This is a genomic window from Halomonas sp. TP35, assembly GCF_052375975.1.
In the GTDB taxonomy this organism is placed as follows: Bacteria; Pseudomonadota; Gammaproteobacteria; order Pseudomonadales; family Halomonadaceae; genus Vreelandella; species Vreelandella citrativorans.
The window spans coordinates 19,684-33,147 of sequence record NZ_JBQSUZ010000012.1 but is presented as its reverse complement, the minus strand read 5'-3'; the positions used below and the strand labels follow the sequence as shown (position 1 = coordinate 33,147).

Annotated in this window: 13 protein-coding genes; 8 read left to right on the top strand and 5 right to left on the bottom strand. The window is 56.3% G+C overall.

The window, feature by feature from the left end; all coding sequences use genetic code 11:
• Positions 1-170: 170 nt before the first annotated feature.
• Complete coding sequence (locus ACT3RU_RS13520) at positions 171-599, top strand: DUF2231 domain-containing protein (RefSeq protein ID WP_087108126.1); 429 nt, start codon at positions 171-173, stop codon at positions 597-599.
• A complete protein-coding gene (locus ACT3RU_RS13515) occupies positions 596-2,002 on the top strand; it encodes a PQQ-dependent sugar dehydrogenase (RefSeq protein WP_483392753.1) in 1,407 nt (468 codons plus the stop codon). The genes ACT3RU_RS13520 and ACT3RU_RS13515 overlap by 4 nt, the downstream gene beginning before the upstream one ends.
• Before the next feature lie 68 nt (positions 2,003-2,070).
• Here ACT3RU_RS13515 and ACT3RU_RS13510 read toward each other — a convergent pair whose 3' ends face one another.
• Entirely contained in the window at positions 2,071-3,093 is a 1,023-nt protein-coding gene (locus tag ACT3RU_RS13510) for an SO_0444 family Cu/Zn efflux transporter (RefSeq protein WP_483392752.1), read from the bottom strand.
• A gap of 71 nt (positions 3,094-3,164) precedes the next feature.
• On the opposite strand from ACT3RU_RS13510, the gene ACT3RU_RS13505 reads away from it, so the two are divergent.
• Together ACT3RU_RS13505 and ACT3RU_RS13500 are read left to right on the top strand one after the other, a co-directional pair.
• Positions 3,165-3,596 carry a MerR family transcriptional regulator gene (locus ACT3RU_RS13505; protein ID WP_193055396.1) on the top strand — a complete coding sequence of 144 codons (432 nt, stop codon included), beginning with the start codon at positions 3,165-3,167 and terminating at the stop codon, positions 3,594-3,596.
• A gap of 98 nt (positions 3,597-3,694) precedes the next feature.
• Positions 3,695-4,207 carry a hypothetical protein gene (locus ACT3RU_RS13500; protein ID WP_444622393.1) on the top strand — a complete coding sequence of 171 codons (513 nt, stop codon included), beginning with the start codon at positions 3,695-3,697 and terminating at the stop codon, positions 4,205-4,207.
• 134 nt (positions 4,208-4,341) lie between these two features.
• Here the strand turns inward: ACT3RU_RS13500 and ACT3RU_RS13495 are convergent, their stop codons facing one another.
• Positions 4,342-6,468, bottom strand: coding sequence for a TonB-dependent siderophore receptor (locus ACT3RU_RS13495; RefSeq protein ID WP_444622394.1), 2,127 nt, complete (start codon positions 6,466-6,468; stop codon positions 4,342-4,344).
• Positions 6,469-6,678: 210 nt separating this feature from the next.
• Between ACT3RU_RS13495 and ACT3RU_RS13490 the strand changes: the two genes are divergently transcribed.
• The 4 genes from ACT3RU_RS13490 to ACT3RU_RS13475 are packed head-to-tail and all read left to right on the top strand — an operon-like array spanning position 6,679 to position 10,616.
• Entirely contained in the window at positions 6,679-7,671 is a 993-nt protein-coding gene (locus ACT3RU_RS13490; RefSeq protein WP_444622395.1) for an iron-siderophore ABC transporter substrate-binding protein, read from the top strand.
• Entirely contained in the window at positions 7,631-8,707 is a 1,077-nt protein-coding gene (locus ACT3RU_RS13485) for a FecCD family ABC transporter permease (protein ID WP_483392751.1), read from the top strand. Before ACT3RU_RS13490 ends, ACT3RU_RS13485 begins: the two co-directional genes overlap by 41 nt.
• Positions 8,704-9,777: a FecCD family ABC transporter permease gene (locus ACT3RU_RS13480; protein WP_483392750.1), complete on the top strand. Its 1,074-nt coding sequence runs from the start codon at positions 8,704-8,706 to the stop codon at positions 9,775-9,777. The genes ACT3RU_RS13485 and ACT3RU_RS13480 overlap by 4 nt, the downstream gene beginning before the upstream one ends.
• Positions 9,774-10,616: an ABC transporter ATP-binding protein gene (locus ACT3RU_RS13475; RefSeq protein WP_483392749.1), complete on the top strand. Its 843-nt coding sequence runs from the start codon at positions 9,774-9,776 to the stop codon at positions 10,614-10,616. The genes ACT3RU_RS13480 and ACT3RU_RS13475 overlap by 4 nt, the downstream gene beginning before the upstream one ends.
• On the opposite strand, the gene ACT3RU_RS13470 is transcribed toward ACT3RU_RS13475, so the two are convergent.
• The 3 genes from ACT3RU_RS13470 to ACT3RU_RS13460 are packed head-to-tail and all read right to left on the bottom strand — an operon-like array spanning position 10,613 to position 13,421.
• Positions 10,613-11,986 carry an amidase gene (locus ACT3RU_RS13470; RefSeq protein WP_483392748.1) on the bottom strand — a complete coding sequence of 458 codons (1,374 nt, stop codon included), beginning with the start codon at positions 11,984-11,986 and terminating at the stop codon, positions 10,613-10,615. The two genes, ACT3RU_RS13475 and ACT3RU_RS13470, sit on opposite strands and share 4 nt — an antisense overlap.
• A complete protein-coding gene (locus ACT3RU_RS13465; protein ID WP_483392747.1) occupies positions 11,980-12,195 on the bottom strand; it encodes a hypothetical protein in 216 nt (71 codons plus the stop codon). The genes ACT3RU_RS13470 and ACT3RU_RS13465 overlap by 7 nt, the downstream gene beginning before the upstream one ends.
• Positions 12,192-13,421, bottom strand: a complete 1,230-nt coding sequence (locus tag ACT3RU_RS13460; protein WP_483392746.1) for an MFS transporter — start codon at positions 13,419-13,421, stop codon at positions 12,192-12,194. The genes ACT3RU_RS13465 and ACT3RU_RS13460 overlap by 4 nt, the downstream gene beginning before the upstream one ends.
• Positions 13,422-13,464: the final 43 nt, after the last annotated feature.

Genomic DNA, 13,464 nt, shown 5'->3' with positions numbered 1-13,464 from the left:
CAGCGCTCATCTTCTGCGCTTATTGTATTAACCGAAAAACATGGCAATTTTTGGGGTAGCAAAACGTGACCTATACTCACGTTGTCAGCTATCCAGCTGGCTATCGTAAGCCCGTATAGAGAGCGGGTTTGACCACGTTTTTTGGGGTCACTTATCAAGGAGGGCGTATCATGAGGAGGTCTACAACGACGACCTATCCAGGCGGCATCTATCCGCTTCATGCCGTATTACTGGTGAGCATTTTTCCACTTTTTCTTGGCGCAGCGTTAAGCGATTACGCCTACTCGAAAAGCTTTCATATTCAATGGGGCACATTTTCTTCCTGGTTAATTGCTGGCGGGCTTGTTTTCGCAGGCCTGGCGTTTTTATGCGCAATTATCGGTCTCTTTCGTGCCGAACATCGTCGCGGGCTTGTTCTGGTTTACCCAGCACTCTTGCTGGTCATCTGGATACTTGGCTTTATCAATGCCCTGGTGCATGCCCGCGATGCCTGGGCCATGATGCCCACTGGCTTTATTCTTTCGATCATCGTTACCGTATTGAGCGTCGCAGCGATTTGGATCGGTTTTTCTCGGCCCACTGTCGGAGCAACGTCATGAAACATTTCGCCCTTCGTTACACAACGCCGCTGGCATTTATGCTGGCTGCCAGCGGCGCGAATGCCTTTGATGTAGAACAGCCCTTTGGCCCCAACCCAACACTCCCCGAGCCACAGCGCGGGCTGCTGCCAGACATGACCGTCCCCGAGCCCGCCGAATGGGGCGACAGGCTACCGACGGTACCTGGGGGCTACACCATCGCCAGGATTGCTTCTGATCTTAAGGTGCCCCGGCAAACCATCATGCTGCCTAATGGCGATATTCTGGTGGCGGAAGGTAGCGGCGGTAATGCACCTGCATTAAAGCCCAAGGATGTGATCGCTGGGTACATCAAGGACCAAGGCAACACCGCTGTAGAGGGCGGCGACCGCTTAACCCTGCTACGCGATGACAATGGCGACGGCAGCTACGAACAGATGGTTTTCGCACAAGACCTTAACGCACCTTATGGGCTGGCCTTGGTAGACAACAACCTTTATGTGGCCAACCAGGATGCGCTGGTGCGCTTTGATTATGAAGAGGGCCAGACAGAGGCCAGCGGGCCGCCCGAGGTCATTGCGCAATTGCCCTCAGCGATCAACCACCACTGGACCAAAGCGATGACCGCCAGTGCCGATGGGCAGTTTGTTTATGTCGGTATCGGCTCGAACAGCAATATTACCGAGCGGGGCATGGAGGCGGAGGTTAATCGCGCCGAAGTGTGGGAGATCAATGTCGATACGGGCGCGCACCGCCCTTATGCCACCGGCCTGCGCAACCCCACGGCGCTCGCCATCCACCCAGAAACCGATCAGCTTTGGGCAGTGGTGAACGAGCGTGATGAATTAGGCCCGGATCTGGTACCTGATTATCTCACCTCGGTTCAGGAGGGCAGCTTTTATGGCTGGCCTTACAGCTACTGGGGGCAGCATGTTGACCCTCGCGTACGTCCGGAAGATCCTGAAAAAGTGGCGTCCGCGATTGCACCGGACTACAGCCTGGGCTCTCACGTAGCCCCGCTTGGCCTTGCTTTCTCTACTCCCGCCATGGGCGAAGAGTACGCCGAGGGCGTTTTTGTGGGTGAGCACGGCAGTTGGAACCGCGCGGACCCGGTTGGCTACAAGGTAAGCTTCATCCCTTTCAGTAACGGCCAGCTTGCTGACAGCGACCCGATTGATTTTGCCAGCGGATTTCTTACCGATGATGGCAGAGCACTTGGCCGCCCGGTCGGTGTCACTATTGACCCGGATGGCGCGCTTATTATTGCCGATGATCTGACCAATGCGATTTGGCGGGTTACGCCGGATAATCCACCTGCCCCACCGGTGCAGGAGCCTGAAGCAAACGCCTCTGAGTCAGAGGAGCCCGAGCCAACATCCACCGAGCCACCCGAGCAGCCATCAACGTCCCAAGAGGCTGACTAACCACCAAGCAACGGGTAGGTACTCCCTACCCGTTGCTGCTTCATCACGCTGTCTCAAACGGTGAATGTTTAAAACCCCAGCAAGCGCTTACGCACGGGGCGAACAGCCACCAGAGCCAGCACTGCCAGCGCCAACCACTCCAGCCAAACAGGCAGTAGCTCCTGAACCTCGCTTGCCTGATCGACCACGTTCCAGCCCGTCATTCCCAGCACGCCATCTACTGTCCAACCTACGAGCACAGTAACGACAAGCACGCTGGCAAGATAAACCGCCAACGCGGCATTGCCCAGTTCGCGACGCAATATCGCTAACGTCGCCAGGCTGGTGATCGGCCCTGCCAGCAGGAAAACCAGCGCCATACCCGGTGAAATCCCCGCTAACAGCAGCCCAGCGGCAACCGGCGTGGCCGCTGCCGCACAAATGTAGAGCGGGATGCCCACCACGGCCATCAGCGCAAGCGCCAGCAACCCACCTGAGTAATTGGCCAGTGTATCAGGCGGCACCAGCGTTACCAGCACGCCCGCCAGCAACAGCCCGGCAAACACCCACGCGCTGATATCATCCAATAGATCACTAAACGCATAACGTAGCCCGGCCTTCAAACCGCTGGGTTCGTCAGCTTTCGGGGTGGGCGTATGGCAGCCGGATGAAGCGCAGCAGCCGCCAGGCGTGGCAGGGGCGGGAGTTGCAGGTTCACGCGTTAATCCGACTAGCAGCCCGGTGACAATGGCCGTTACTAATGCACCGATGACACGCACGACGGCCATCAACGGGCCAAGCAGTACGCTGGTCAGTAGAATGGAATCAACGCCCACCCCCGGCGTGCTGATTAAAAAAGACGTCGTGGGCCCACGCCCCGCACCACCACGATGCAAAGCAATAGCGGTAGGAATCGCGCCACACGAACACAGCGGCAGGGGCATACCTATGACCGCCGCCCGCACAATGCTGCCCAAGCCACGCCCTCCCATCCAGCGCTGCAGCACGTGTTCCGGCAGCCATGCTTTAATCAGCCCAGCAATTACCAACCCCAACAGCAGCCACGGGGCCGCCGTTAACGCAATTTGCAATAGCTCTATAACCAGCGTCATGTCATCACCTGCTTGTCCACAGTGGGAATAGGGGCTAGCCTAAACCCTGTAATCGTTACAGGGTCAAGCCGATGAAAAACACATATCGCATTGGTGAAGTGGCTACCCGCACAGGCTGCTCACCGGAAAGCATTCGTCATTACGAAAAGCTCGGGTTACTGCCACCCGCCAAACGCAGCGAGCAAGGCTACCGGCATTACGATCAAGCAGCGCTTGCGCGTATCGGCTTTATTCGTCACGGCCGCAGCCTCGGTCTCGACCTACCTAGCATTCAAGAATTATTGGCACTTTCAGACCACCCGGACACCGACTGCGGCGCGGCTGACGACATCGCCACTCGGCACCTTCAGCATCTGGAAGCACGCATTGCCAAGTTGCAAGCGCTCGCTACTGAGCTACGCCAGGTAGTACAGCAATGCCGGGGTGGCAAAACCGCCGACTGCCAGATCATCCAAACGCTATACGACCACACGCTTGCCTGCAGCGAACACGGCTGTGGATAAATAGAGGCGACGATGCGTAGAAGCGTGGCGAGGCGCCCCTCTTCCTCAAGTAGCTATCGACTACAATGGTGTTAGCGCATCGTAAAAAGGACTTTTAAATGATCGAATCACGCGAAGAGCTAGAAGCCATCAGAAAAACATGCCACTCAATGGTGACCAGAAGCTCCAGCCTTTCTGCTGGCACAGCGATCATCCCCATTCCCGGCGTGGATATCGGGTCAGACGTTGCCATATTGCTAAGACTCATTCCCAAAATAAACGATAAATTCGGCCTAACGCCCGAGCAAATCGAAGACTTGGATACCGAATCAAAAGTGATGGTAATGACCGCTATTTCCAATGTCGGCAGCAAGATGGCCGGGAAGTACATCACCAAAAAACTGGTGGTATCGCTGCTTCAAAAGATGGGCGTCAAAGTAGCAGCCACCGGTGTGGCTAAATATGTACCCTTTGTCGGCAGCGCCGTGGCGGGTGGCATCAGTTTTACGGCGATGAAGTATATGGGCAATAGCCATATTGAGGATTGCTATAAAATTGCGCTGGCTGCGCTGGAGAATAAAGTTCCGACGACGGTAGACACTAACGAACCGGCACCAGACCGGGACACATAACGACACGCTTAAGAGACACTGACTCAGCCAGCGTTAACCAGTAACAATCAAATTATTAGCAAAAAAAACACCCCGATCCAAGCCAGGGTGTTCTAGGGCGTTAGCGAATTACCATGCAATCTGGTGGGATCACATCACCACTGGTAACTGACTTTTGCGGTAATTTCACGCCCCGGATTATAGTAGTTTGCTGTGGCTGACCCAACGACGTGTTGCTCATCAAACAGGTTACTAACGTTAACGGTGAGGTCAGTGTTTTCGACGATTTGATAACTTAAGGCCGCATCATAGAGTGTTGCGGCATCACTCTTGGATGTATTGCCGACATCATAGTAATAGGTACCTGTATAACGTGCACCCAGACCAATGCTCATGGGCGTCGCGGGAAGCGTATAATATCCCCAGAGTGAAGCCGAATGTTTAGGAGCAATGGCAAATTCATTTCCTTGCCTGGATGCGTTGTCGTCGCGCACCACTTCTGAATCCATGTAGGAATAGCCGCCGATTAAGCTCAAGTTATCAGATAACTCAACTTTAGCTTCCAGATCAAGGCCTTTTACACGGGATTCACCAACAGTTTCCCGTTCAATCACCCCATTATCCTGCGTTACCGAGATAGTGACGTCATTTCTGGTCAGGTCGTAGATCGCTGCAGAGAACAGCGCATTTGTGCCGAAGGGAGCGTATTTCGCACCAATTTCATACTGTTCGCCCCGTTCAGGCTTAACACCTATAGAAGGTGGTGCAACCGATTCCACCATACTGATATAGGTAGAAATTTCATCAGTGATTCGATAGGTCAGTGCTCCGCGAACGGAAGTTTCAGAAAAATCATCGGACGTGGTAACGCCATCCCTATCTTCACTAGAGATATCTAGGGAATCATTGCGCACGCCCCCAGTGACAATGAAGCGATCATAGAAAGACAAATTTTGCGTCAAGAAAACCGATTTGGTCGTGTAGTCCTGCTTGTTGCTACTGTAAACGTTCAGGCTGGTTGGACCGCCACTATATACAGGGTTTGCAATGTCGATAGGCGCTGAGTCTCCAAAAAAGGAACTGTCCTCAGTTGAAGCATCACGATACTCTACCCCCGCAATAGTGCTGCTATCGAACCAGTCAAAGCGAGCATCGTATTGCAGGAGAGCATTGCCGATCAATTCCCGTGCTTTGCTGTCGGAACCGAAATAATCGCGATCCAACACGCTGCCTACCCGCGCTGCAGAATCAGTGATATAGACGTAACCGAAGTCGTCCTTCAGATCGCTATAGCGCAGATTACTTTGTAGAATCAGCCCGTTATTGAAATCATGGATGAGTTGCCCAGTAACACTGGTACGCTCAACCTCATGATAGTTGAAATCAGGCTCGCCAAAAAAGACGCTACGATCATACTCTCGGTCGAGTGGGTAACCGCCACTATTAGGAGTGTCATCCCGCTTCAAATAGTCGAATATGACGCTCGCTGAGGTGTACTCTGTTGGCTCCCAAGCCAAGCCCCCCATCAAGAAGCCATGGTTATCTTTGGAATGATCATACTCACGATCACTGTCCTTGATAGTGCCGGTGAAGCGGTAGGCCAACGTCCCATCAGCATTCAATATGTCGCCAACATCAATACCGGCCTCTTTGTGATCAAATGACCCGTAAGATAGATATCCTTCACCAAAGCTTTCAAATTTGGGCCGTTTGCTCACGAAGTTGACCGAGCCACCCGGGTCGGCTGGGCCGAAAAGTGTGGAGTTGGCCCCACGCAGTACTTCAACGCGCTCATAGGCGAACGGCTCCTCACGCACACCGCGCATTGAGCCCAGCGTAAGCCCGTCACGATAGGTGGTGGCTTGGAAACCCCGGATCTTGAAATAGTCGTTACGGTCATCAGTGCCGTAGTAACCAGTGATAACCCCTGGCGTATATTGCAGGACTTCCTCGGTGGTAGAGGCGTTTCGCTGCTCAATCTCTTTTTCAGTAATGACCGATACGGAGGCGGGCGTATCGAGAAGACTGGTGGCAACCTTACCGCCCACCCATAGTTCTTGAGCCACTATCGAGTTGGCATCATCGTCAGCATAAGCTTGGGCATTAACGATAATCGGGGCGAGGCGATAGTCTCCGTTATTGCCATTACCGTCGCCTGCTTCCTGTGCATTCCCAATCATGGGAATCGTGATGAGCGTTGTGCTGCACAGTATGGCGGTAGTGGTCTGCTGCCACCGTAGTCGATTCGTGTTGGGCCAGACTGTGCTAGTGCTGTCAAACATGTTCAAGATCCCTGGAAGTGAATAAACCCGCCCCGCCGCCTGATGATTTTTGTGAAAAAGGCCGTGAGAGTATCCGGAGGTGGTCTGGAGTAGTCAATAGTGGTAATGTAAATCATAATTATTTAGAACCCGTTTTATACTAACCACATTTCGTAATGACCATCAATTCCAAGACTATCGATTATCAGAACTAAAGCTTTAGAGGAAGCTATGGCATTGTTGCGTAAGAGCATATCCGTTTGCGTATCGCTTCTGGCGGCGTGCAGCCTCGGTGCTACGTCCGTAAGCGCCCAAGAGTACCCGTTAGAAATCGAACACGCCCTTGGCACCACCATCCTTCAGGAAAAACCGGAACGAATCGCCACCGTGGCGTGGGCGAACCACGAGGTGCCGCTGGCGTTAGGCGTTGTACCGGTCGGCTTTGCTGCCGCTAATTTTGGCGATACCAACGGCAACGGCTTGCTGCCTTGGGTGGAAGCCAGGCTTGAAGAACTTGAAGTAACGCCCCCCGCCCTGTTCGATGAAGGTGATGGCATTGATTTTGAGGCCGTTGCGGCCAGTCAACCTGATGTAATCCTTGCGGCCTACTCAGGGCTTAGCCAAGCGGACTACACCACCTTGAGCCAAATTGCCCCGGTAGTCGGTTACTCCGAAGGCCCGTGGGCGACAGACTGGCGCGATATGATTCGTCTCAATAGCGCTGGCATGGGCATGGCCGACGAAGGCCAGGCACTGATTGAACGCCTTGAACGCCAAATTGCTGAAACTGCCCAGGCGCATGCCGAACTAGAGGGCAAAACAGCCATGTTCGTGACGCACCTCGACCCCACCAACCTGGGGCGCATCTCTTTCTACACCGATAACGATGCACGCGTGCGATTCTTCCATGACCTGGGGCTGGTCTCGCCAGAGATCGTTCAAGCCAACTCGGCACCGGGCACTTTTTCAGGCGAAATCAGCGCTGAGCTAATCGACCAACTGGCAGACGTGGATATTCTGGTCACCTACGGCGGACAAGCGCTGATTGAACAGCTCGAAGCCCATCCGTTGACCTCTCGGCTGCCAGTCGTTGAAAACGGCGCCATTGTGCTGCTCGACAATAGTCCGCTGGGTACTGCGGCCAATCCGACACCCATGTCGATTTCATGGTTATTAGACGATTATGCTGACCTGCTCTCAGAAGCCGCACGCCACGCAGAGTAGCGTTGTTACTGCGCCAACCGCTAGCGTTACCCGGCAGCGTAACAAGCGAGGCACGCGCCTTGCTGGAGGCCTACTGCTGCTGGCGCTGCTTGCGTTGGCGCTAACGCTTTCTGTAGCGTTTGGCGCTCGCACGGTGGGTTGGCCAGAGATAGCGGCAGCGCTAAGCGGGCAGGTAGAAACCATTGGCGATGCCGCCGTGGCGAGTCGCTTGCCGCGTACTCTACTGGCAGTGCTTGCGGGCGCGGCACTCGCCGTATCGGGAGGCGTTATGCAAGGGCTTACCCGTAATCCGCTTGCCGACCCCGGCCTGTTAGGCGTTAACGCCGGTGCAGCACTGGCCATTGTAATAGGGATCGCGTGGTTTGGGATTGATGAAACCACGACTTATATCTGGACGGCTATTCTGGGTGCCGGGCTTGCCGCCGTGGCGGTTTACACTATTGCCAGCCTGGCCCGCGGGGGCGCTACACCGCTCAGGTTGGCGTTGGCCGGGGCCGCGACAACGGCGGCGCTAAGCTCGCTGGCGACGGCCGTTATACTGCCACGCGGCGATATTGCGGGGCTGGTGCAGTCGTGGCTGGTGGGCGGCATTGGCGGCGCGACGTACGACCAGATCATGCCCGTACTGCCTTTTCTGCTCGCAGGTTTTATGATCACTTTACTCGCCGCGCGCAAGCTCAACCTGCTGGCACTGGGCGACGATGCCGCTGCGGGCCTGGGCGAAAAAGTCGCCGTCGCCAGAGCCATGTCGGCGGTGGGCGCAGTACTGCTATGCGGCCCGATTACGGCTATCTGTGGCCCCATCGGCTTTGTCGGGCTGGTGGTGCCGCATGCCTGCCGCCTGCTTGTCGGCGGTGACTACCGCTGGCTATTGCCGTTTTCCGCCCTGGGTGGCGCCGTGCTGTTAACGTTTTCAGATGTGGTGGGCCGGCTGGTAGCGCATCCTGCGGAGCTTGATGCGAGCATCGTTACCGCCTTTATCGGTGCTCCCGTGTTTATCTGGATTGTACGCAACCGCAAAGTAGGCGCGCTATGAACCCGCCCTCTTATAACGCCACTCCTTCCTCCCCCTCTCAACGCCATGGGCACCGTCCTTACGGGCAGATGCGTCGGGCACACGCCAAGCGCCAGGGGCGGATGCTTGCGGTATTGGCCGCCTGTTTACTGGCAGGCGTAGTGTTGACCTTGATGCTGGGGCAATCCTTTACGCCACTCACCACGGTGCTGCGCATTCTGGGTGGCGCCGAGGTGCCCGGGGCCAGTTTTACCGTGCGAGAATTACGCTTACCAAGGGCCGTGGTTGCGGTGCTGGCAGGCGCCTGTTTTGGACTGGGCGGTGTCGCTTTTCAAACCCTACTGCGTAATCCGCTGGCAAGCCCCGACATTATCGGCATTAGCACCGGCGCGAGCACCGGCGCAGTGTTTGCCATTGTGGTGCTATCGCTCAGTGGCACGGCAGTTTCAATCATTGCGATTGCGGCGGGGCTAGGCGTGGCGCTGTTAATCTACGGGCTCTCCTGGCAGCAAGGCGTAACCGGCGCTCGATTAATTCTCATCGGCATTGGCCTGGCCGCGATGCTACAAAGCGTTACGGCGTACCTTTTAATGCGCGCGCCCAGTTGGTCGCTACAGGAAGCATTACGCTGGATGGCAGGTAGCCTTAACGGTGTCCAGCTTGAGCAGGCACTACCGCTGTTTATCGCCCTGCTACTGTTTGGCGGGCTGTTGTTAAGCCGCCACCGAGACCTGGAAACCCTGCGCATGGGCGACGATATCGCGGTGGGATTAGGCGTTCGTCTAGCCCTCACGCGAATTACTGTGGTGATTACCGCAGTGGCACTTGTCGCCTTTGCCACTGCGGTAACCGGCCCGATTGCGTTTGTGGCGTTTCTTTCCGGTCCCATTGCGGCACGTTTAGTGGGGCGCAACGGCTCGCTATTGATTCCTTCTGCGCTGGTAGGCGCTCTGCTGGTGCTTTTGGCAGACTACGCGGGCCAGTTTCTGCTACCTGCCCGCTATCCGGTCGGCATTGTGACCGGCGTATTAGGCGCCCCCTATCTCGTTTACCTGATTACTCGCGACAATAAAAGCAGAGGCACCCTATGAGCGCTTCGTCGCTACTCGCCCAACACCTGACCGCAGGCTACGGCGAACGGACCATTCTTAATGACGTTAGCCTAACCGTTCAAGCGGGGAAAACAACCGCTATTGTGGGCGCTAACGCCTGTGGAAAATCTACGCTGTTACGCGTGCTTTCACGGCTCCTGACACCGGAGCAAGGCAACGTGTTGCTGGATGGAAATGCCATTCACAAGCTCCCCGCCCGCCGCTTGGCGCAACAGCTGGGGTTTCTGCCTCAGTCGCCTATCGCGCCAGAAGGCATTACCGTGCTTGAGCTGGTGAGCCGCGGCCGCCACCCGCATCAAGGGCTTTTCCAACGCTGGAGTGCTGCCGATGAAGCCGCCGTAGCCGATGCTTTAAGCGCGACTCACATGGCCAACCTGGCCGACAGCGCCGTAGAAGAACTTTCCGGCGGGCAGCGCCAGCGGGCGTGGATCGCCATGGCTCTTGCTCAGCAAACCGATGTACTGCTGCTGGATGAACCCACTACCTTTCTGGACATCAACCACCAGATCGAAGTGCTCGACCTGCTCACCGACTTAAACCAAACGCGCGGCACCACCATTGTGATGGTGCTTCACGAGCTGAACCTGGCCGCCCGTTACGCCGACAAGCTAGTCGCCATGGCGAACGGCAACATCTACGCCGTTGGCCCATCGGAAGACGTATTTACCGAACAGATGGTACGCGACGTATTTGGCCTGGAAAGCCGGGTCATCGACGACCCGGTCACGGGCAAGCCCATGATGATACCGCTGGGACGGCATGGGACGCGCAAGCGTAAGCACGCACCCACTGCCGATAGAGAGACACAGGCCGGTTAAATGGGGGAAAGAGGCTGCTCAATGGCACGCCCAACCTGTAGCACTTTGGCGTCATCAAATGCCTTGCCCATAATCTGGACGCCTACGGGCAGCCCTTGATGATCTTTACCAAATGGCACCGTCAGCGCGGGTAGTCCGGTCACATTGGCGGGTGCGCATAAGCGCACATACGCTTCGGAGACACTCTCTTGACTGCCGTCTTCCCAATCAAACGTCTCCTGCTCCAAGCGTGCTGCTGTCTGAGGAACGGTGGGTGCCAGTAAAACGTCGATGTCTGAAAACAGAGAACTCCAGCGCTTGGCGATGAGGTCTCGGGCACGCTGCGCCTTCAGATAATCGCCTGCTGGCAGCAGTTGTCCGGCTTCAAGCAAGGTGCGTACATCATTGCCGTATAGCGATGCTGATTGGCGTATGTCCTTGGCGTGCACGGTTGCTGCCTCGGCCACCATCAGGCCCCACTGAGTCGGGATGAGGTAGTCAGCCAGAGGAATATCCACCTCCACCAGCACGGCGCCCTGTTGTTCCAGATGCGCTGCCGCACGCCTAACAGCCGCAGCGACTGGCTCCGCAACGTGGTCAAAATAGTAGTTGCGTGGAATACCAACACGCAGCCCATGCACACTTGACTGTTCGTTGGTATCGAAAGAGGCAGGAGGAGTACGGCTAGCGGGGTCGCGCGCATCAAAGCCCATCACTGCCTGCAATAACAGGCCAACATCCTCTACCGTGCGTGCAATAGGGCCCGCATGATCGAGCGACCAGGCCAGGGGCATAGTACCGTGGCGAGAGACCAAACCATACGTGGGCTTGAACCCGACCAGCCCGCAAAGTGCTGCGGGCACCCGAATCGAGCCACCGGTATCGGTCCCCATGGCTGCCCAGACTCCGCCGTAAGCAACCGCTGCGGCAGAACCCCCACTGGAACCACCCGGCGTGCGCCGCGCATCAAGCGGATTGCGCGTTTGTGGTGTGGTCAGGCCGAAAGCGAACTCATGCGTATGGGTCTTGCCCAGGAGTATGGCGCCGGCACGCAGCAAGGCATCCGTTACTGCGCTGTTGGCCTCGGCCAGGTGTCCGTCCCGAACACGGGAGCTGGCAGTGGTGGGTTGGCCAGCAACATCGAACAAGTCTTTCAGCGCGATAGGAATGCCATGCAGCGGCCCACGGTAACGGCCATGTTGAATGTCTCGCTCGGCCTCAAGCGCCTGCACACGGGCGGCTTCTTCCCATACAGATACAAAAGCGTTGATCTCTGGCTCTCGCGCACCAATACGCGCCAAGGCCGCATCCAACAATTCTACTGGTGACAGTTCGCGTGCCGCGATGGCGGCACTGGCTTGGGCCAGTGTCAGGTTTAATGGGTTTAGCATGGTTTGTTCCCCTGGCTAGCATCAAAGGCAAATGAAGGAGTGTATGACTCATCAATAGGTAATTCGTCGAGCCGGGCAATGACCGTGTGTATGTGATGCAGTACGCCAGCAATCAGTGGCGCACGTTCAGAGTCCAGGGGCAGCCCCAGACTGGTAGCCAAAGCCAGGGTTTCCTCGGCGGACATAGGGGAGACATTTTGAACAGTCATGCTTGATTTCCTTTCTTCATTAAGGTGCGCGCTTGCATAAGCAGCAGGGTAATGGCGAGCAAGGCCAGTGCTGTGATCACCGCACCATAGACATTAACCGCGGCCAACAAGCCGACCTTCTGAGCCAAGTAGCCGACAGCCATCGTGGGCACGCTATGGGCCAGATAACTTTCGATATAGAACACGCCCATCAGCGCGGCACGTTCATGGGGCTCAGCCAACGGCAGGACACTGCGTACAGCCCCGAGAAAGCTCGCGCCAAACCCAAACCCCGCAATGACCGACCCGGCCAACAGCAAGACAGCGTTTCCCTGGTTAGCCCCGACCAAAATGACAACCAGCCCTGCGACCAAGGCAAGTTCGCCAGACAAGAGGGCTGTAAAAGAGCTCAGCTTGCGAGCCGCCAGAACCGCTGTGGCGCCGGTGAGCGTTAGCGCTGCGACGACAAGACCACCCAGCCATGGCGTGCTCACATGCGTAACGTCAACGATCAGCGATGGCATAAGCGATAGATAAAAACCACCTAGCATCCACACTGCCACGTTTGCAGGAGTGACAGATAACAGCGTTTTGCGCGCTTGCAGCGGCACGGTAATGCGTGGTTTCAGGCTTGCCCATGCACCCGGGCGATATGTCACCGTCTCTGGTGCCAGCCAAATCAAGCCCAGCATCACCAGAAAAATAGCCAGCAGCAACGCGTACACCATGTGCAGCGGATCGGGCGCCAACACGACCAATGAGGTACTGCCTAGCGCACCGGCTGCCATGCCAAGCAGTGGTGAGATGCTGTTAATCACAGCCCCCCTCTCCCGACTAACATCGAGTATCGCCGCGCCAACTGCTGCAGTGGCCACACCCGTGGCAAAGCCTTGCAGAGCGCGCGCACCAATCAGCCAACCCGGCCCGGCCGCACCCAAAAAAACCACCATAGCGATGATCTGTAGCGACAACGCCATGGCAATAACCGGACGTCGACCAATATGATCGGACAGCCTCCCCGTCACCAGCAGTGCCAAAAGCAAAGCCAGCGCGTAAGTGGCAAAAACCACCGTCAGCAGTGTTGCGCTAAAGCTCCACTGCTGCTGATAAAGTTGGTACAGCGGGGTAGGTGCACTCGATGCTGCTAAAAAGGCAATCATTATCGCTGTGTGCAGGAAAACGGTACGGGCGGGAGACAGACTCCAGCTAGAGGAACGGCGGACAGTATCAGAAACGTTGATGGACATGATCTCTCCCAAAAGGCAAAATATTAGCTTTAAAGAGCATAAA